Here is an 18,576-nt window from a genome sequence, read left to right as displayed (position 1 = left end):
ATTCACCGCTCTCCGGACGAACGCTTCTTGACGCGCCGTCTCATCGTCTTCCATCTCACCCCGGGCCTCCGCATGGCCAGGGCCGCCTTCGCGGCGGGATCCTCTCGCGCGAACGCGATCAGCAGCCCGACAGCGAACATGGTCGGAAGCAGGGCAGACCCTCCGTAGGAGAACAGCGGGAGCGGGACGCCGGCGATCGGAAGCAGACCGAGCACCGCACCGATATTGATCACGGCCTGAGCCGTGATCCAGGTGGTCACACCTCCCGCGGCATACCTCACGAAGGGGTCCTCCGTGCGTCCGGCCACGCGGATACCCGCATAGCCTAGAGCCGCGAAGAGGGCGAGTACCGACAGCGTCCCCGCCAACCCCAGTTCCTCCCCCGTGATGGCGAAGATGAAGTCGGTGTGCGGTTCGGGGAGTTGCCCCCATTTCTCCACACTCGCACCGAGCCCGGATCCGAACCAGCCGCCGGACGCCAGAGCGTAGATACCGTGGACCGCCTGCCAGCACGAGCCGCCGGGTCCCGGCTCGCTCGCGCCCATGCAGTCGAGCCTGGCCATCCGGTTCGGACTGGTCTTGATCAGCACGAAGCCGATCAGTCCGGCGGTGGCGAGCACCCCGGCGAACAGCCGGGTGGGAGCCCCGGCCAGCCAGAGCAGCCCGAACAGTATCGCCGTGAGAATGATCGCAGTGCCCATGTCACCGCCGAGCATGATCAGCCCGAGGAGCATGAAGGCGACCGGCACCAGCGGTACGAGCATGTGCTTCCACTGGTTCAGCAGCCGCTTGTCCTGTTTGCGGGCGAGCAGGTCCGCCCCCCACAGGACGAGGGCGAGCTTGCCGAACTCGCTGGGCTGGAGCTGGAAGGGGCCGCCCAGGTAGAGCCAGTTGCGGTTGCCGTTGACCGACATCCCTATCCCCGGCACCTGGACCAGCACCATCAGGAAGACGGCGCCCATCAGCAGCGGGTAGGACAGGGCGCGGTGCAGCTTCACCGGCATCCGCGCGGCGATCGCCATCAGCCCGGCCCCGATGACGGCGGCCAGGAACTGCTTGCGGAAGAAGTAGGTGCCCGGCTTGTCGAGCTCCAGCGCCTTGATCATCGAGGCTGAGTAGACCATCACGAGCCCGAGCACGGTGATGAGCAGCCCGGCACCCAGGATCAGGTAGTACGCCGTCAGCGGCCGGTCCCAGGCCCGGCGTGCCTGCTCGTAGAGCCGCCGCACACCGCCGCCGCGCGGGGTACGGGGACCGCCCGTGCTCCTGGAGCGGGCGGCGGGGGGCCGCCGGGAGCCGGGCGCGGAGCGGACGCGGAGCGCGAGTCCGTCCGGCTGCGGGGCGCCCGCGGCCGCCAGGAGGGGCGGGTGGAGCGCCCGGCTGATCGCCGCGGACGCCCGTGAGCGGTCCCCGCCGCGTGCGGCAGGGCTCTCTTCGGCCGGCATGGTCCTGTCCCCTCCACTGCTCGTGCCCGGGGCTTCGGTGCCGAGGGCCCGTGCCCACGGCACTGCCGTACGCACCCGGTTGTGCCGGGACGGTACGGCGTGGAGGCCGGGCCCGTCAGGCGCTCTCGGCGGCGAGTGCGCGGACCGCGTCCGCGAAGGCCTCGCCCCGCTTGTTGTAGTTGGTGAACATGTCCATCGAGGCGCAGGCCGGGGCCATCAGTACGGTGTCTCCCGGCCGGGCGAGCCGTGCCGCCTCGCGGACCGCCTCCGACATCGCCCCAGTGTCGGTCCGGTCGAGGTCGGTCACCGGGACCTCGGGCGCGTGTCGCGCGAGGGCTTCGCGGATCAGGTGGCGGTCGGCGCCCATCAGTACGACGCCCCGCAGGCGCCCCGCGCACCCGGTCACCAGCTCGTCGAAGGTGGCGCCCTTGGCCAGGCCGCCGGCGATCCAGACGATGGGGTCGTACGAGGCCAGCGAGGCTTCGGCGGCGTGGGTGTTGGTGGCCTTGGAGTCGTCGATGTACGTGACCCCGGCGACGTCCGCGACGTGCTCGATGCGGTGCGGGTCGGGGCGGAAGTTCCGCAGCCCGTCGCGCACGGCGGCCGGGGCGACGCCGAAGGCGCGGGCCAGCGCCGCGGCCGCCAGCGCGTTGGCGATGTTGTGCGGGGCGGGCGGGTTCACGTCCGCGACCTCTGCGAGCTCCTGGGCCTGCTTCTGCCGGTTCGTCACGAAGGCGCGGTCGACGAGGATGCCGTCGACGACCCCGAGCTGGGAGGGCCCGGGGGTGCCGAGGGTGAAGCCGATCGCCCGGCAGCCCTCCTCGACGTCCGCCTGGCGCACCAGTTCCTCGGTGAGCCCGTCCGCCACGTTGTAGACGCAGGCCACGGTGTTGCCCTCGTAGATCCGGCCCTTGTCCGCGACGTACGCCGCCATGGAGCCGTGCCAGTCGAGGTGGTCGGGGGCCAGGTTGAGTACGGCCGCGGAGTGGGCGCGCGGTGAGGGCGACCAGTGCAGCTGGTAGCTGGACAGCTCGACGGCGAGTACGTCGTACTTCTCGTCGCCGAGCACCGCGTCCAGGAGTGAGACGCCGATGTTGCCGACGGCGGCGGTGCGCAGACCGGCCGCCTCCAGGATCGAGGCCAGCATCCGGACGGTCGTGGTCTTGCCGTTGGTGCCGGTGACCGCGAGCCAGGGTGCTGGTTCGCGGCCGTCCTGTCCGCGCAGCCGCCAGGCGAGTTCGACGTCGCCCCAGACGGGGACGCCCGCCTCGGCGGCCGCGGCGAACAGCGGCTTGTCGGGCTTCCAGCCCGGGGTGGTGACGATGAGCTCGGTGGACTCGGGCAGGGTGGCCCCGTCGCCGAGGCGCACGGTGATGCCCTGCGCCTCCAGCTCCGCTGCCTGGGCGCGCGAGCGCTCGTCGTCCCCGTCGTTGACGACGGTGACGACGGCGCCGAGACCGTTCAGCACCCGGGCCGCCGGGATCCCGGAGACTCCGAGTCCGGCGACCGTGACGTGCTTGCCCTGCCAGTCCGCGTTGCTCACTTCTTGGCTGCCCATCCTGCGTAGAAGAGGCCGAGGCCGACGATGACGCACATGCCCTGGATGATCCAGAAGCGGACTACGACAAGGACTTCGGACCACCCCTTGAGTTCGAAGTGGTGCTGGAGCGGCGCCATCCGGAACACCCGCTTGCGGGTCATCTTGAACGAACCGACCTGGATGACAACGGACATCGTGATCATCACGAAGAGGCCGCCGAGGACCGCCATCAGGAATTCGGTGCGGGAGCAGATCGCCAGACCGGCGAGCGCGCCGCCGAGGGCGAGCGAACCGGTGTCACCCATGAAGATCTTGGCGGGTGAGGTGTTCCACCACAGGAAGCCGAAGCAGGAGCCCATCAGGGCGGAGGCCACGACCGCGAGGTCGAGTGGATCTCGTACTTCGAAACAGGCGCTCGGGTTGGTGAGGGTGGCCGCGTTGGCGCACGACTCCTGGAACTGCCAGAGCCCGATGAAGGTGTACGCGCCGAAGACCATCACCGACGCGCCGGTGGCGAGGCCGTCCAGACCGTCCGTCAGGTTCACGCCGTTGGACATGGCGAGAATCATGAAGAGCGCCCAGACCACGAACAGCACCGGCCCGATCGACCAGCCGAAGTCCTCGACGAACGAGAGCTTGGTGGAGGCGGGGGTGTTGCCGCGGGCGTCGGCGAACTGGAGCGAGAGCACCGCGAAGGCGATGCCGACGGTCAGCTGGCCGATCATCTTCGCCCTGGCACGCAGGCCCAGCGAGCGCTGCTTGACGATCTTGATGTAGTCGTCGAGGAAGCCGACGAGCCCCATCCCCGCCATCAGGAAGAGGACCAGCACGCCGGAGAAGCGCATGTCCTCGCCGGTGATCAGCTTCGCGACGACGTACGCGATGATCGTCGCCAGGATGAAGGCGATGCCGCCCATGGTGGGCGTGCCCTTCTTCGATCCGTGGCTGCGCGGGCCGTCGTCGCGGATGAACTGCCCGTATCCCTTGCGGGCCAGCAGCTTGATCAGCAGCGGGGTACCGACCAGGGTCAGGAAGAGCCCGATGGCCCCCGCGAAGAGGATCTGCCTCATCGGCCGGCGACCTCGCCCTCGGTCGCGTTCTCCAGCAGTGCCGTAACGACCTGCTCCAGGCCGACCGACCGGGACGCCTTCACCAGCACGACGTCTCCCGGGCGCAGTTCACTGCGCAACAGGTCGACGGCAGCCTGTGCGTCGGACACATGCACCGACTCCTCACCCCACGAACCCTCGTTGTATGCGCCCAGTTGCAGCCAGGAGGCCTCTCTGCCCCCGACCGCGACGAGCTTGCTGACGTTGAGCCGGACGGCGAGCCGTCCGACCGCGTCGTGCTCGGTGAGCGAGGCGTCGCCGAGCTCGGCCATCAGGCCGAGCACCGCCCACGTACGACGCCCCTTTCCCATGGCGACCAGCGCGCGCAGCGCTGCCTTCACGGATTCGGGGTTGGCGTTGTAGGCGTCATTGACGAACGTCACGCCGTCCGGACGCTCGGTGACCTCCATGCGCCAGCGGGAGAGGGTGCCCGCCTCGGAGAGCCCTTCGGCGATCTCGTCTGCGGACAGGCCCAACTCATGGGCGACGGCGGCCGCGGCGAGCGCGTTCGACACGTGGTGCTCACCGTACAGGCGCATGGTCACATCGCTGCACCCGGTGGGTGTGTGGAGGCGGAACGCGGGGCGGCCGTCGTCGGTGAGCCGCACGTTCTCTCCCCGTACGTCCGCTTCCGCGGCTTCACCGAAGAGCAGAACGCGGGCCTTGGTGCGGGAGGTCATGGCGCGTACGAGCGGGTCGTCGGCGTTGAGTACGGCGAGACCTTCCGGGGGAAGGGACTCGACCATCTCGCCCTTCGCCTGGGCGATCTGCTCGCGGCCGCCGAACTCACCGATGTGGGCGGTGCCGACGTTCAGGACCAGGCCGATCCGGGGTGGGACGAGACCGGTGAGGTAGCAGATGTCACCGATGTAGCGTGCACCCATTTCGAGGACCAGGTGCCGGGTCTCGTCGGTGGCGCGCAGCGCGGTGAGCGGCAGGCCGATCTCGTTGTTGAGGTTGCCCTCCGGGTAGACGGTGGGGCCCTTGCGCTCCAGGAGCTGGGCGATCAGGTCCTTGGTGGAGGTCTTGCCGGCGGATCCGGTGAGGGCGACCACGGTGGTGCCCAGGCGGCCGACGACGGCGCGGGAGAGCGCGCCGAGGGCCGCCACCACGTCGTCCACGACGATCGCGGGGACGCCGACGGGCCGGGCGGCCAGCACGACGGCCGCACCCGCCTCGACGGCGCGCCGCGCGTAGTCGTGGCCGTCGACCCGTTCACCGGCGAAGGCGACGAAGAGGCTGCCTGGCTTCACCGCCCGTGAGTCGATGACGACCGGCCCGCTGACGGTTGCTGCCGGATCCGGTATGTCGTGCGGCTGCCCGCCGACGATTTCGGCGATCTCGGCGAGGGAAAGGGTGATCACTTGGTCATCCCTGACTGTTGTTCTCGTGGGTGGGGGCGCGGTGGGCGGCGCTCTCGTGTCCCATGGACCGCTCGATGGCCTCGCGCAGGACCACCCGGTCATCGAAGGGGCGCACGACGCCGTGGATGTCCTGGCCCTGCTCGTGGCCCTTGCCCGCGACGATCACGGTGTCGCCGGGCCCGGCCCGGCCGACCGCGGCGGCGATGGCGGCGGCCCGGTCGGCGTCGACCAGGACGTCGCCGCGTTCGTGCACGGGCACTTCCGCGGCGCCCGCGAGCATGGCGGCCAGGATGCCGAGGGGGTCCTCGGAGCGGGGGTTGTCGGAGGTCAGCACGGCGGTGTCGGAGAGCCGGGCGGCGGCCGCTCCCATCGGGCCGCGCTTGGTGGTGTCGCGGTCGCCGCCGCAGCCGAGGACGATGTGCAGCTTGCCCTCCGTGACCTTCTGGAGGGAGCGGAGCACCGATTCGACGGCGTCGGTCTTGTGCGCGTAGTCGACGAGCGCGAGGTACGGCTGTCCGGCGTCGATCCGCTCCAGCCGGCCGGGCACCCCGGGCACGGCGGCGACGCCGTCGGCCGCGATCTGCGGGTCGATGCCCGCGACGGCGAGGGTGACGATCGCGGCCAGGGTGTTGGCGACGTTGAACGGTCCGGGCAGCGGGGCCCTGGCGGTGGCCCGTTCGTCCTTGGGGCCGACGACCGTGAAGGTGGAGCCGAGCTGGCCGACCTCTACGTCCTCGGCCCGCCAGTCGGCGTCCGGGTGGCCCTCTGCGGAGAAGGTGGTGATCGGGACGGATGCCTCGGTGATCAGCCTGCGGCCGTACTCGTCGTCGTAGTTGACGACGCCCTGCCTGCTGCGCTGCGGGGTGAACAGCCGCGCCTTGGCCTGGAAGTAGTCCTCCATGCCGGAGTGGAACTCCATGTGCTCCGGGCTGAGGTTGTTGAAGACGGCCACGTCGAACGTGCAACCGTCGACCCGGCCGAGCACCAGGGCGTGGCTGGAGACCTCCATGGTCACCGCGTCGGCGCCGCGTTCGCGCATCACGGCGAACAGGGCCTGGAGGTCGGTGGCCTCCGGCGTGGTCCGCTCCGACTTGATGCGCTCGTCGCCGATCCGCATCTCCACGGTGCCGATCAGGCCCGTGCTGCGGCCCGCGCCTCGGAAGCCGCCCTCGACGAGGTAGGCGGTGGTGGTCTTGCCGGAGGTCCCGGTGATGCCGATCTGGAGCAGGCCGGTGCCGGGGTGCCCGTAGATCTCGGCGGCGAGTTCGCCCATCCGGCCGCGCGGGTCCTCTGTGACCAGCACCGGGAGTCCGGTGGCGGCGGCGCGTTCGGCGCCCGCCGGGTCGGTGAGGATGGCGGCCGCGCCGAGGCCGGCCGCCTGGGCGGTGAAGTCGGCGCCGTGCAGGCGGGCGCCGGGCAGGGCCGCGTACACGTCTCCGGGGCGTACGGCCCGGGAGTCGTGGGTGATGCCGGTGACTTCGCCGGTGCCCGGCGGTTCGACTCCCAGCCGGACGGCCAGCTCAGCGATGGAGGTCGGCCGCAGCCGATCCGGGCGGGGCGCTCCCGGGTAGTTCACAGGGGCGTCCTTCTGGGTGGTTCGGGACTGTTCAGCGTGGGACACGGCGGTGAGCGTACCGGGAGCACCCGGCCTCTCGCGAAGTGAGGGGCCGGGGTCGTGGTCGTTCCCGTTCCGGTTCCCGGGATCAGGGGTGATGGTTGTCACTGGAGGGTCTCCCCGAGTTCACTCGCCGGGTTTGAAGGACACCGGCAGCCTGGCCGGCTCGCTGCCGGAGGGTGCGGTCTGAAGGGTCTTGAGCGCGAATTCCATGACCTGCTTGTAGATGGGCCCGCAGATCTGGCCGCCGAAGTAGCCGCCCTTGGTGGGGTTCTGGATCGCACAGTAGACGGTGATCTGGGGGTTGTCGGCGGGGGCGAAGCCGGCGAAGGAGGCGGTGTAGCCGTGGTAGCCGCCGCGTACCGGATCGACCCGGTTGGCCGTACCGGTCTTGCCCGCGACCCGGTAGCCGGGGATCTTGGCCTTGGTTCCGGTGCCCTCCTGGTCGCCGACCACCGACTCCAGCATCTTCGCCAGTGTCTTCGCCGTCTTCTCGCTGACCACCCGGGACTGCTCGGGGGCGTCGGCGGCGGTGAAGCGCCCGTCGGCCCCCTTGGTGCCGCGGACCAGGGTGGGTGCGATCCGGACCCCGCCGTTGGCGATCGTGGAGTAGATCGAGGCGGCCTGCATGGCGTTGAGCGAGAGCCCCTGGCCGAACGGGATCGTGTACTGCTGCGAGGTCGACCAGTCCTGCGGCTTGGCGAGGATGCCGGGGGTCTCACCCGGGTAGCCGAGTCCGCTCGGTGAGCCGATGCCGAATTTGCGCAGGTAGGAGTAGAGCGTCTTGTTGGCCTGGGCCTGCGTCTTGCCGAGCTGTCCGGTAGCCAGGATGGTGCCGATGTTGCTGGACTTGGCGAGTACGCCGTTGAGCGTCAGGTACCAGGTGGGGTGGTCGATGTCGTCCTTGAAGAGCCGGTCGCCGCGGTGCAGCCGGTTGGGGACGGTGACGTGGGTGCCGGGGGTGGCCGCCCCCTCCTCCAGCACTGCGGCCATGGACATGACCTTGCTGGTGGAGCCGGGCTCGTACACGTCCTGGAGCGCGGCGTTGCCCAGGGACGCCGCGTCGGCCTGCGAGAGGTCGTTGGGGTCGAATCCGGGGGCGTTGGCCATGGCGAGCACCTCGCCGGTCCGGGTGTTCTGGACGACGACGTAGCCCCGGTCGGCCTTGGACTTCTCCACCTGTTCCGAGATGGCCTTCTGGGCCGCCCACTGGATGTCCCGGTCGATGGTCAGCTCGATGTCGGAGCCCGCGACGGCCGGGACCTCCTTGGTGCCCGCGGTGGGCACCCGGCGGCCGCCGGACTGGGCGTACTTGATCGTGCCGTCCTCGCCCGCCAGCTCCTTGTCCAGCTGCGATTCGAGGCCGCCGGCGCCCTTGCCCTCCGCGTTGACGTAACCCAGTATCCCGGCGGCCAGCCCGCCGTTGGGGTAGACCCGCTTGGTGGTCGCCTCCTGGAAGACACCGGCGAGCACATTGGCTCCGGGGCCGCCGGCCGCCTTGTCCTTGGCGGCCTTCTCCGCGAAGACCGACTTGAGGTCCTTGATCTGCTTCCAGACCTGCGGGGTCTGCCGGCGGGCGAGCACCGTGTACCGGCTCTTGGGCTTCGCGAGCTTCTTGGTCAGTTCGGCGGCGTCGGCGCCGAGGATGGGCGCGAGCAGGGCGGCCGCCTGCTGGGGGGCGTCCGGGGCCTTGCTGTCGGCCGGGGTGAACATCTTGGGGTCGGCGGTGATGTCGTACGCGTCGACGCTGGTGGCCAGCGCGATGCCGCTGCGGTCGGTGATCTCGCCGCGCTCGGCGGCGACGGTGTAGCTGAGGTAGCGGTTCTTGTCCGCCTTGGCGGCGTAGGCGTTGGCGTCGACGGCCTGGACCTGGAGGAGCCGGACGACGAACGCGATCATGACGAGCGTCAGGGCGAGGCTGACCAGCCGGAGCCGGGGGCGCGGGCTGCCGAGCCGCAGCGGACGGCCGGAGCGGGCGCGCGGGGCCGGCCGGCGCGCGGCGGGCGCGGACCGCCGTCGCGCGTCGGGGCGGGGACGGCCGGAGCGGGGCGCCGCGCCACGGGGGCGCGCCGGGCCGGGGACCCGGCGGCGCGGGGGTTCCTTGGAGGGCACTGCGTCACCTGCCGGGGCTTGAGGAGGTCTGGTCTGCCGGGGTACGCGGGGCCGCCTGGGTGCTCGGCGCGGCCACGTCGGGGCCGGCGGCGGAGGTGCTCGGGCCGGTGGCCGCGCTGCCCGACGGGGCGGGGACGCCGGACGCGGGCGAACCGGAGGGGGTCGCCGCGCCCGCGGGGGGCTGCGGCGGCGCGGTGGTCTTCTGCGGGGGTGCGGGGGCCGGTTCGGAGGTGGCGGCGGAGGGCACGCCCCGGACCCTGCCGTCGGGGCCGAGGAAGACGGGGCTGCCGCCGGGGACCATGCCCAGTTCCCGGGCCCGGCGGGCGAGCGCGTCGGGTTCCGCGGAGCTGTCGACGTCGTGCTGGAGCGCCTGCTGCTCGTCGGTGAGGTCCGTGGTGCGCTTCTTCAGCTCGCTCAGCCGGAACGATCCTTCGTTGAGCGCGGAGTTCAGCACGAGCAGGGTGATCAGGCCGCCGCCCAGGAGCAGGACGACCAACAGGACGAAGGGCGTCCGGGCGGCCTTGCTCGGCCCGGCCGGCATCAGCCGGGTGAGCCGTGCGGCACGCCCTTTCAACTGCCCGGCCGCTTTGCTCACCGCACCGCCCCGTCCCTCGGCCGTGTCAGCCCGCCGGGGTCCCGGGGGCTCATCGCTCCTCCGCCCTGATCCGCTGGGCACCGCGCAGCCGGGCGGGGGCGGCGCGCCGGTTCTCCGCGACCTCCTCCTCCGTGGGCAGCTCCGCGCCCCGGGTCAGCAGCTTCAGCCGGGGCTGGTAGCGCTCGGGGACGACGGGCAGCCCGGCCGGAGCGGTGTTGGCGGCGCCCGCCGCGAGCACCTGCTTGACCAGCCGGTCCTCCAGCGAGTGGTACGAGAGGACGGCGATGCGCCCGCCGACGGCGAGGCTCCGCACCGCGGCCGGGATCGCCCGTTCCAGCACGGTCAGTTCGCCGTTGACCTCGATGCGCAGGGCCTGGAAGGTGCGTTTGGCCGGGTTGCCGCCGGTGCGCTTGGCGGCCTGCGGCAGCGAGTCGCGGATCAGCTCGACGAGGCGGGCGCTGTTGCTGAAGGGTTCCTTCTCGCGCTCGCGGACGACGGCGGAGACGATCCGCTTGGCCTGCTTCTCCTCGCCGTACGCCCGCAGGATCCGGACCAGTTCGCCGGGCGGGTAGGTGTTGAGGACCTCTGCGGCGCCCATGCCGGTCGTCTGGTCCATGCGCATGTCGAGCGGGGCGTCCTGGGCGTACGCGAACCCCCGGTCGGCCTCGTCCAGCTGCATGGAGGAGACGCCGAGGTCGAAGAGGACTCCCTGGACCTTGGGGCTCCCCAGCCGGTCGAGCACCTCGGGCAGTTCGTCGTAGACGGCGTGCACCAGGGTGGCGCGGTCGCCGTAGGGGGCGAGCCGCTCACCCGAGAGGCGCAGCGCCTCCTTGTCCCGGTCCAGCGCGATCAGCCGGGCGGTGGGGAAGGCCGAGAGCAGCGCCTCACTGTGTCCGCCGAGGCCGAGCGTGCAGTCGACGACCACGGGCGGCTCGGTGCCCGGTGCCTCCAGAGCCGGGGCCAACAGGTCCAGGCACCGCTGGAGCATCACCGGGACGTGTCGGGTCTGGCTCATGCGCCCTCTCAGGCTCAGGTCCCGGGTGGCGGCACGTACGGCCTGGTCCCCGCCCGCTCGCGAAGGGGAGGTCCGCCGGCGCCGGGGAAGGGGCGTCAGCCGACCGGCGAGCGGGAGAGGGCCGGGCCGTACGTACGCCGCGCACACGGGGAAACTTCGGAATGTGCAGGGTGTCGGTAACTTCCCGTCACTTTAGACCGACCGGCAGCCGGTCCTGCTCCACCCTGCCATTCGATCGATTCCCGATCAATCAACCCGGCAGCGCGTCGGCCCTCCCTTTGTTCACCCGGCCGGGTGACCGGGAGTGAGGCTTGTGGGTTACCTCACAACAAACGCCGTTGACGTTCTTTGTCCGCTTCCACGCCACGCCGGAGCGGCCGAGCCGGGCTAACGTCTTGTCCATGTCGACTTCCACGCATTCCTCCGCCGAGCCGTCCGCTCCCGCCGCAGGCCAGGTCAACTCCGGCGGTACGGTCACCGACCGCCTCGTCGGCGCGAACACCGAGTACGCCGCCGAGTTCACCGATCCCGGCATGGACGCGAAGCCGGTGCTGCGCGTCGCCGTCGTCGCCTGCATGGACGCCCGGCTCGACCTGCACAAGGCGCTCGGCCTGGCGCTCGGCGACTGTCACACCATCCGCAACGCGGGCGGCGTGGTCACCGACGACGTGATCCGCTCGCTGACCATCAGCCAGCGGGCCCTCGGCACCCGCAGCGTGATCCTCATTCACCACACGAACTGCGGCATGGAGTCGATCACCGAGGAGTTCCGCCAGGAACTGGAGGTGGAGGTCGGCCAGCGCCCCGTCTGGGCCGTGGAGGCCTACACCGACGCGGACCAGGATGTCCGGCAGTCCATCCAGCGGGTCCGCACCTCGCCGTTCCTGCTGCACAAGGACGACGTCCGGGGCTTTGTGTTCGACGTGACCACCGGTCTGCTGCGCGAGATCCTTCCGGCTTCCTGACCTCAGGAAAGACCCTTTCCGGCAGCGAAAAACCCACCCAACCCGACATATCGGCCCCAGTTATCCACAGCCGAGTGACACGAAGCGGTAACGGCAACCAGAATGCGGGGGTGACACCCCGTTCGGACACCGTCCGCCGAGGTGTCCGTATTTCGGGGTGGGCCGGGCCGTACAGGAGCGCCGGACCGTGACTGGGGAATCCCGTGCTCCTGGTGAGCGTGGGGCAGGGCCGAGGAGGGCCGGGTGACGACCTATGACGATCGAGCGAGCCTCACAGATCTGACCACCACAGCGGAGCGGGTGCGCAGGTCGGTGGAGAGTGTGATCGAGGGCAAGCCTGAGGTCGTACGGCTTTCGCTGACCGTGCTGCTCGCGGAGGGGCATCTGCTGATCGAGGATGTCCCCGGCGTCGGCAAGACCATGCTGGCCAAGGCGCTGGCGCGGTCCATCGACTGCTCGGTGCGGCGTATCCAGTTCACACCGGACCTGCTGCCCTCCGACATCACCGGGGTCTCCATCTTCGACCAGCAGCGCCGCGAGTTCGAGTTCAAACCGGGTGCGATCTTCGCCCAGATCGTGATCGGCGACGAGATCAACCGCGCCTCGCCCAAGACGCAGTCGGCGCTGCTGGAGTCGATGGAGGAGCGCCAGGTCACGATCGACGGGCACTCCTACGAGCTGCCCGACCCCTTCATGGTCGTGGCCACCCAGAACCCGGTGGAGATGGAGGGCACGTATCCGCTGCCCGAGGCCCAGCGCGACCGGTTCATGGCCAGGGTGTCGATCGGCTACCCCAGCCCGGAGGCCGAGCTGCAGATGCTCGATGTGCACGGCGGTGTCTCGCCCCTGGACGACCTCCAGCCGGTGGCGCACGCACACGACATCGCGAAGCTGATCGAGGCCGTGCGCACGGTCCATGTCGCGGACGCGGTCCGCCGGTACGCGGTGCAGCTCGTCGGGGCCACCCGCGGCCATGCCGATCTCAGACTCGGCGCCTCGCCGCGCGCCACCCTGCACCTGCTGCGCGCGGCCAAGGCCACCGCGGCGCTGGCGGGACGGGACTACTGCCTGCCGGACGACGTGCAGGGGCTGGCGGTCGCGGTGCTCGCACACCGGCTGCTGCCGACCGCTCAGGCCCAGCTGAACCGCCGTACCGCGGAGCAGGTCGTGCTGGAGATCCTCCAGCAGACACCGGTGCCGACCGCCGCGGGCGGTGCGTCCGTCCCGGCTCCGCCGCATCGGCCGGGCACCGCGTACGACACCCGGCAGCAGCCCGGCGTACGGCGGCTCTGATGAGCGCCGGGGGGCCTGCCGCGATGGACGACGGCGACGACAAGGGGGGTCTGCGGGCCGCTCTGAGCGGGCTGACCACCCGGGGCCGGTCCTTCCTCGCCGCCGGTATCGCCGCAGCGGTCTGCGCGTATGTGCTGGGCCAGGGGGATCTGCTGCGGGTCGGACTGCTGCTCGCCGTACTGCCGCTGGTCTGTGTGGCGGTGCTCTTCCGGACCCGGTACCGGGTCGCGGGGACCCGGCGGCTCTCGCCGTCCCGGGTGTCCGCGGGCACGGAGGCGCGGGTCCACCTGCGGATGGACAACATCTCGCGGCTGCCCACCGGCCTGCTGATGCTCCAGGACCGGGTGCCGTACGTGCTCGGTCCCCGGCCCCGCTTCGTCCTGGACCGGGTGGAGGCGGGCGGCCGGCGCGAGGTGTCCTACCGGGTGCGGTCCGATCTGCGGGGACGCTATCCGCTCGGCCCGTTGCAGCTGCGGCTGAGCGATCCGTTCGGGATGTGCGAGCTGACGCGTTCGTTCACCGCGTACGACTCCCTCGTCGTCGTCCCCCGGACCGAACCGCTGCCGCCGGTGCGGCTGGCGGGCGAGTCCTCCGGGTACGGCGAGGGGCGGCAGCGGTCGCTGGCGCTGGCCGGCGAGGACGACGTGATCCCGCGCGGCTACCGGCACGGCGACGACCTGCGCCGCGTCCACTGGCGCTCGACCGCGCGCTACGGCGAGCTGATGGTGCGCCGTGAGGAGCAGCCGCAGCGGGCCAGATGCACAGTGCTGCTGGACACCCGGCAGACCGCCTACCAGGGGACGGGGCCCGACTCGGCGTTCGAATGGGCGGTGTCCGGGGCCGCCTCCGCGCTGATGCACATGCTGGAACGGGGCTTCTCCGTCCGGCTCCTGACGGACGAGGGCAGCGCGCTCCCGGTCGAGGGGGCGGGCGGATTCTCCGGCTCCGGCCAGGATCCGGCGGCCGCGGCCGGGCTGATGATGGACACCCTCGCCGAGGTGGACAACTCCGACGGGGGCGGCCTCTCCCGGGCGTACGACGTGCTGCGCGGCGGCAACGAGGGCCTGCTGATCGCCTTCCTGGGCGAACTGGACGAGGAACAGGCGGCGGTGGCCGCCCGGATGCGGCAGCGCAGCGGTGGTGCCGTCGCCTTCGTGCTGGACAGCGCCGCCTGGGTGCACGGTGAGTCGCCCGCCACGGAGGCGGCGTCCGAGCAGCGGCTGCGGCTGCTGCGCGAGTCGGGGTGGACGGCGGTCGCGGTGAAGCCCGGCAGCGGCCTCGCCGGGCTGTGGCAGCAGGCGAGCCATCTCGGTTCGCTCACGCAGTCCGCGGCCGTGGGCGGCTCGACGGGCGGCACGACAGGTTTCTCCGGTGGTTGGTCATGAGGGGACGGGCATGAGCGGTCGTGGTCGGCTGGCGCTGTGCGCCTACGCGGCGACACTGATGGCGGCGTGTTCGATGCTGCCGCTGGTCGACTCGGTCAGCTGGGTGGTGCAGGCCGCGTTCCTGCTGGCCATCCAGTACGGGGTGGGTGCGCTCGGCCGCCGGGTGCCGCTGCCGCGGCTGCTGACCGTCGCCGTGCAGATGCTGGTCACGCTGATGCTGCTCACCGTGGCGTTCGCCCGGGAGCAGGCGCTGGCGGGGTTCCTGCCGGGGCCGCAGACCGTGATGCTGCTCGCGGATCTGCTGTCGGAGGGCGCCGATGACGTCAGCCGGTACTCGATCCCGGCTCCGGCCACGGCGGGCATCCGGCTGATGCTGGTGGGCGGTGTGCTGCTGGTCGGTCTGGCGGTGGACGTGCTGGCGGTGACGTTCCGCAGTGCCGCGCCGGCCGGGCTCCCGCTGCTGGCCCTGTACTCCGTCGCGGCCGGGCTGTCGGACGGCGGTGCGGACTGGCTGTGGTTCCTCCTCGCCGCCTGCGGCTACCTGCTTCTGCTGCTGGCCGAGGGGCGCGACCGGCTCTCGCAGTGGGGACGGGTCTTCGCCGGTGCGGCCGGGCCCGCCAGAGGTCCGGCCGGTGGCGGCCTTTCGGGCGGCGGAGCGCTCGCCCCGGTGCGCACGGGGCGCCGCATCGGCGCGCTGGCCCTGGGCATCGCGCTGGTCGTGCCCGCGGCGCTGCCCGCTCTCGACAGCGGCCTGCTGTCCGGTTCTGGGGCCGGCAACGGGAAGGGGGGCGGCGGCGGCACCATCTCCGCGGTGAACCCGCTCGTCTCCCTGCAGAACAACCTCAACCAGCCGGAGAACCGGCAGGTGTTGTCGTACCGCACCAACTCGAACAGCCCGCAGGACTTCTATCTGCGGATCCTGGCGCTGGACCAGTTCAACGGCAACGAATGGCGGGCGTCGACCCGCCGGCTGAAGGACGTGCCGAAACGGCTGCCGAGCCCCGGGGGGCTGTCCCCGGAGGTCGCGGTCACGGAGATCAGCTCCAATATCTCCGCGTCCAGTTCGTACCGGCAGACGTATCTGCCGCTGCCCTATCCGGCGACCGAGGTCCGGGTCGGCGGGCACTGGCGGTACGAGTCCGAGGGGCGCACTCTCGTCGGCGACGGCGGGGAGACGACCCAGGGGGCGCAGTACCAGGTGTCCAGCCTGGTCGTGCAGCCGACGTCGGACCAGCTGGCCGACGCGGGACCGGCCCCGGCCGCTCTCCGGCGCGAGTACACCCGGGTGCCCGGCTCGCTGCCGAAGGTGGTCAAGGAGACGGCGGAGAAGGTGACGCGGGGCGCCGGCAACGCCTACGAGCAGGCGGTGAAGCTGCAGGACTACTTCGCCTACGAGGGTGGGTTCACCTACAACACCTCGGTGAACTCCGGCACCGGCAGCGCGGCGATCGGCCGCTTCCTGAAGGACAAGGAGGGCTTCTGCGTCCACTTCTCCTTCACGATGGCCGCGATGGCCAGGACGCTCGGGATTCCCGCCAGGGTGGCCATCGGCTTCACCCCGGGGACCACACAGTCGGACGGTTCGATGTCGGTCGGGCTGCGCGATGCGCACGCCTGGCCTGAGCTGTATTTCGAGGGCGTGGGCTGGACCCGGTTCGAGCCGACGCCGACGCGTGGCACCGCGCCGTCGTACACCCTGCCGGACACCCCCTCCGGCGATCCGGCCGGTCCGGACCGGCCGGAGACGGGCGCGTCGGCCGCCACTCCGGTCGCCCCGTCCGCCTCGGAGAGCTGCCCGGCGCAGTCGCGCAAGCAGGGCGAGTGCGGCAGCACGGTGGCGCCCGGGGCGGTGGGCCCGACGGATTCGGGAACGCCGGCCGGCACGGTGGCCGGTGTGATCCTGCTGGTGGTGCTCATCGCTCTGCTGCCGATGCTGCCGATGCTCTGGCGGATCCGGGCACGGGCCCGCAGGCTGAGCTTCTCCGCCGGGCGTACGCCGGGTGACGTCACCGCCAGAACGCTGGCCGCCTGGCGGGAGATCACCGATACGGCGTGGGACCACGGCATCGTCCCGGACGAGTCCCTGACCCCGCGCAAGGCCGCGGAGCGCCTCGTGCGGCTGGGACGGCTGGACAGCGACGAGGCCGGGGCCGGGGCGGTGCACCGGGTGGCGGGCGCGGTGGAGCAGGTGCTGTACGCGCCGGAGCCGCGGCCCGGGACGGGGCTCTCCGAGGACGTGCAGGCGGTACGGGCCGCGCTGCGGGCCTCCGTCGGCGGGCTGCTCCGGCTCCGCGCGGTCGTGGCACCTCGCTCGGCCGTACGGGTGGTGTGGGCGGCCTCGGACCGCCGGGCGGCTCTGACCGCCCGGTGGCACCTGCCCCGGCGCCCCGCGTGGCTGCGGCGCCCGGCCTGGTCACGGCGCCCGTCCGGCCAGGAGGGCTGACCGGCCCGTCCGGGCTGCCGAACCTGTCCGGGCTACCGGGCCTGTCCGGGCTACCGGGCCCGCCCGGACGGGGCCGGGGCGCGTGCCCGCCGGGCCCACACCGTCCGGCCGGTGTTCTCCCCGGGCGGACAGCGTGTGCGGAGACACGTGTGAGGGGCGGCCGCAGAAATGCGACCGCCCCTCACCCATAAGTGTTCGAAGCGCTTACTGGCCCTGCTCATCGCGGCGGCGCTGCCACCGCTGCTCGATCCGATTCATCACGGTCCGGCGCTGTTTGGGCTGTCGACGCTCGCCCCCGCCTCCGGTCCCGGCCGTCTGTTGCTCACCGGGCTTGGGCGCTTTGCGCCAGCCCGTGACCGCGAGCACCGCGCAGCCCAGCATGACGAGGAACCCCACCACGCTGATCCAGATCTGCTGGGCGACCATTCCGGCCATGAGGAGCGCGATACCCACCAGGAAGCCAGCAACTGCCTGGTAGACCCGTCGCCGGGTGTACGTACGCAGCCCGCTTCCCTCAAGCGCTGTCGCGAACTTGGGATCTTCGGCGTACAGCGCTCGCTCCATTTGCTCGAGCATTCGCTGCTCGTGCTCCGAGAGCGGCACGGAGTCCTCCTCGTCGTCGGCCGCGGGGGGCGGCCGGTATGCGGCCCTTCCAGGATAGGCAGGGAATCGTCCCCGTGAAACCCGCCCTCATTGCCAATCAGCCAGTCCGGGCCGCCACGACGGCTCAGCTGCTGAGGCGTTGATTCCCCAACCTCCGATCCGTCATGCCGGATGGTGTCCTCCGATCATACGGGGCTCAGGCGCTGATCGGGGCTGCTGGGCCGTACTCCGTCTGCGGCTGCGTTGCTGATCAGCCGCGCTAGCAGCGTGATCCGGCGGTGGCTCAGGCCTCCCTGGCACCCAGAACGTGCAGCTGGGTCGCCACCGAATGGAAGGCCGGCAGTTCCGCGGCCGCCGTCTCCAGCTTGAGCAGGGCTTCCATCGCACCGGGCTCGGTGTCCACCAGGACGCCCGGAACGAGGTCCGCGAAGACGCGTACGCCGTGCACCGCGCCGACCTCGGCACCGGCCTCGGAGACCAGCTCGGTGAGCTGCTCCGCCGTGTAGCGCCGGGGCATCGGGTCGCCCTCGCCCCAGCGGCCCGCCGGGTCGCTGAGCGCCTGCCTGGCCTCGGTGAAGTGGCCGGCGAGCGCACGGGCCAGGACCGCGCCGCCCAGCCCGGCGGCGAGCAGGCTGAGGGCGCCTCCCGGCCGGAGCGCGTCCACCGCGTTGCGCACGCCCTGTGCGGGGTCGTCCACGTACTCCAGGACGCCGTGACAGAGCGCCGCGTCGTAGCCACCGCGCCCGGCCACGTCGAACAGGCCGAGGATGTCGCCCTGGACACCGTGGACCCGGTCCGCCACCCCGGCCTCCGCGGCGCGGCGCTCCAGCGCGAAGAGCGCGTTGGGGCTGGGGTCGACGACGGTGACCCGGTGGCCGAGGCGGGCCACCGGCACGGCGAAGTTGCCCGTGCCGCCGCCGGTGTCCAGTACGTCCAGGGCGTCCCTGCCGGTCGCCTTGACCTGACGGTCGAGGGCGTCCTTGAGGACCTCCCAGACCACGGCGGTACGGAGGGAGGCGCGGGGGCGCAGCTGGTCCGACACGGCAGTTGACTCCTCGGCACGGGCCGCCGCTGAGGGCGGAGCGTGAACAG

Annotated in this window: 14 protein-coding genes; 4 read left to right on the top strand and 10 right to left on the bottom strand. The window is 71.8% G+C overall.

Annotated elements, in window-relative coordinates:
• Positions 1-2: 2 nt before the first annotated feature.
• The 8 genes from ftsW to rsmH all read right to left on the bottom strand — a co-directional run bounded on the left by ftsW (position 3) and on the right by rsmH (position 10,795).
• On the bottom strand, positions 3-1,445 hold the full coding sequence (gene ftsW / locus ACZ601_RS11805; RefSeq protein ID WP_469536060.1) for a putative lipid II flippase FtsW: 1,443 nt from the start codon (positions 1,443-1,445) through the stop codon (positions 3-5).
• Between the two features lie 115 nt (positions 1,446-1,560).
• A complete protein-coding gene (gene murD, locus ACZ601_RS11800) occupies positions 1,561-3,003 on the bottom strand; it encodes a UDP-N-acetylmuramoyl-L-alanine--D-glutamate ligase (RefSeq protein ID WP_469536057.1) in 1,443 nt (480 codons plus the stop codon).
• Positions 2,985-4,055: a phospho-N-acetylmuramoyl-pentapeptide-transferase gene (mraY, locus tag ACZ601_RS11795; RefSeq protein WP_393616980.1), complete on the bottom strand. Its 1,071-nt coding sequence runs from the start codon at positions 4,053-4,055 to the stop codon at positions 2,985-2,987. Before mraY ends, murD begins: the two co-directional genes overlap by 19 nt.
• Positions 4,052-5,458, bottom strand: coding sequence for a UDP-N-acetylmuramoyl-tripeptide--D-alanyl-D-alanine ligase (locus ACZ601_RS11790; RefSeq protein WP_469536054.1), 1,407 nt, complete (start codon positions 5,456-5,458; stop codon positions 4,052-4,054). The genes mraY and ACZ601_RS11790 overlap by 4 nt, the downstream gene beginning before the upstream one ends.
• Before the next feature lie 4 nt (positions 5,459-5,462).
• Complete coding sequence (locus tag ACZ601_RS11785) at positions 5,463-7,181, bottom strand: UDP-N-acetylmuramoyl-L-alanyl-D-glutamate--2,6-diaminopimelate ligase (RefSeq protein WP_469536051.1); 1,719 nt, start codon at positions 7,179-7,181, stop codon at positions 5,463-5,465.
• Positions 7,182-7,199: 18 nt separating this feature from the next.
• Positions 7,200-9,185 (bottom strand): peptidoglycan D,D-transpeptidase FtsI family protein, encoded by a 1,986-nt coding sequence (locus ACZ601_RS11780; RefSeq protein WP_469536049.1) that lies wholly within the window; start codon positions 9,183-9,185, stop codon positions 7,200-7,202.
• Between the two features lie 4 nt (positions 9,186-9,189).
• Positions 9,190-9,780: a cell division protein FtsL gene (ftsL, locus tag ACZ601_RS11775; RefSeq protein WP_469536046.1), complete on the bottom strand. Its 591-nt coding sequence runs from the start codon at positions 9,778-9,780 to the stop codon at positions 9,190-9,192.
• A 49-nt stretch (positions 9,781-9,829) separates the two neighbouring features.
• A complete protein-coding gene (gene rsmH, locus ACZ601_RS11770; protein ID WP_469536043.1) occupies positions 9,830-10,795 on the bottom strand; it encodes a 16S rRNA (cytosine(1402)-N(4))-methyltransferase RsmH in 966 nt (321 codons plus the stop codon).
• A 401-nt stretch (positions 10,796-11,196) separates the two neighbouring features.
• Between rsmH and ACZ601_RS11765 the strand changes: the two genes are divergently transcribed.
• From ACZ601_RS11765 to ACZ601_RS11750, 4 genes are all read left to right on the top strand, one after another.
• Positions 11,197-11,760, top strand: coding sequence for a beta-class carbonic anhydrase (locus ACZ601_RS11765; protein WP_440575361.1), 564 nt, complete (start codon positions 11,197-11,199; stop codon positions 11,758-11,760).
• Between the two features lie 243 nt (positions 11,761-12,003).
• Complete coding sequence (locus tag ACZ601_RS11760; RefSeq protein ID WP_469536039.1) at positions 12,004-13,053, top strand: AAA family ATPase; 1,050 nt, start codon at positions 12,004-12,006, stop codon at positions 13,051-13,053.
• Positions 13,053-14,438 (top strand): DUF58 domain-containing protein, encoded by a 1,386-nt coding sequence (locus ACZ601_RS11755; protein WP_469536036.1) that lies wholly within the window; start codon positions 13,053-13,055, stop codon positions 14,436-14,438. The genes ACZ601_RS11760 and ACZ601_RS11755 overlap by 1 nt, the downstream gene beginning before the upstream one ends.
• A 10-nt stretch (positions 14,439-14,448) precedes the next feature.
• Positions 14,449-16,881 carry a transglutaminase TgpA family protein gene (locus ACZ601_RS11750; RefSeq protein ID WP_469536033.1) on the top strand — a complete coding sequence of 811 codons (2,433 nt, stop codon included), beginning with the start codon at positions 14,449-14,451 and terminating at the stop codon, positions 16,879-16,881.
• A 204-nt stretch (positions 16,882-17,085) separates the two neighbouring features.
• On the opposite strand, the gene ACZ601_RS11745 is transcribed toward ACZ601_RS11750, so the two are convergent.
• Together ACZ601_RS11745 and ACZ601_RS11740 are read right to left on the bottom strand one after the other, a co-directional pair.
• Positions 17,086-17,484, bottom strand: a complete 399-nt coding sequence (locus tag ACZ601_RS11745; protein WP_024493487.1) for a DUF3040 domain-containing protein — start codon at positions 17,482-17,484, stop codon at positions 17,086-17,088.
• 283 nt (positions 17,485-17,767) lie between these two features.
• Complete coding sequence (locus tag ACZ601_RS11740; protein WP_440575357.1) at positions 17,768-18,526, bottom strand: methyltransferase; 759 nt, start codon at positions 18,524-18,526, stop codon at positions 17,768-17,770.
• Positions 18,527-18,576 lie beyond the last annotated feature (50 nt).

The organism is Streptomyces sp. NPDC104307 (genome assembly GCF_055584045.1).
This window is presented reverse-complemented; position numbering and strand designations above follow the sequence as displayed.

What these genes read in the sequence shown, in the direction of transcription:
- ACZ601_RS11750 (WP_469536033.1), top strand. Translation starts at nt 14,449, where the DNA reads ATGAGCGGTCGTGGTCGGCTGGCGCTGTGCGCCTACGCGGCGACACTG.
- ACZ601_RS11755 (WP_469536036.1), top strand. Translation starts at nt 13,053, where the DNA reads ATGAGCGCCGGGGGGCCTGCCGCGATGGACGACGGCGACGACAAGGGG.
- rsmH (WP_469536043.1), bottom strand. Translation starts at nt 10,795, where the DNA reads ATGAGCCAGACCCGACACGTCCCGGTGATGCTCCAGCGGTGCCTGGAC.
- mraY (WP_393616980.1), bottom strand. Translation starts at nt 4,055, where the DNA reads ATGAGGCAGATCCTCTTCGCGGGGGCCATCGGGCTCTTCCTGACCCTG.
- murD (WP_469536057.1), bottom strand. Translation starts at nt 3,003, where the DNA reads ATGGGCAGCCAAGAAGTGAGCAACGCGGACTGGCAGGGCAAGCACGTC.
- ftsW (WP_469536060.1), bottom strand. Translation starts at nt 1,445, where the DNA reads ATGCCGGCCGAAGAGAGCCCTGCCGCACGCGGCGGGGACCGCTCACGG.
- ACZ601_RS11765 (WP_440575361.1), top strand. Translation starts at nt 11,197, where the DNA reads ATGTCGACTTCCACGCATTCCTCCGCCGAGCCGTCCGCTCCCGCCGCA.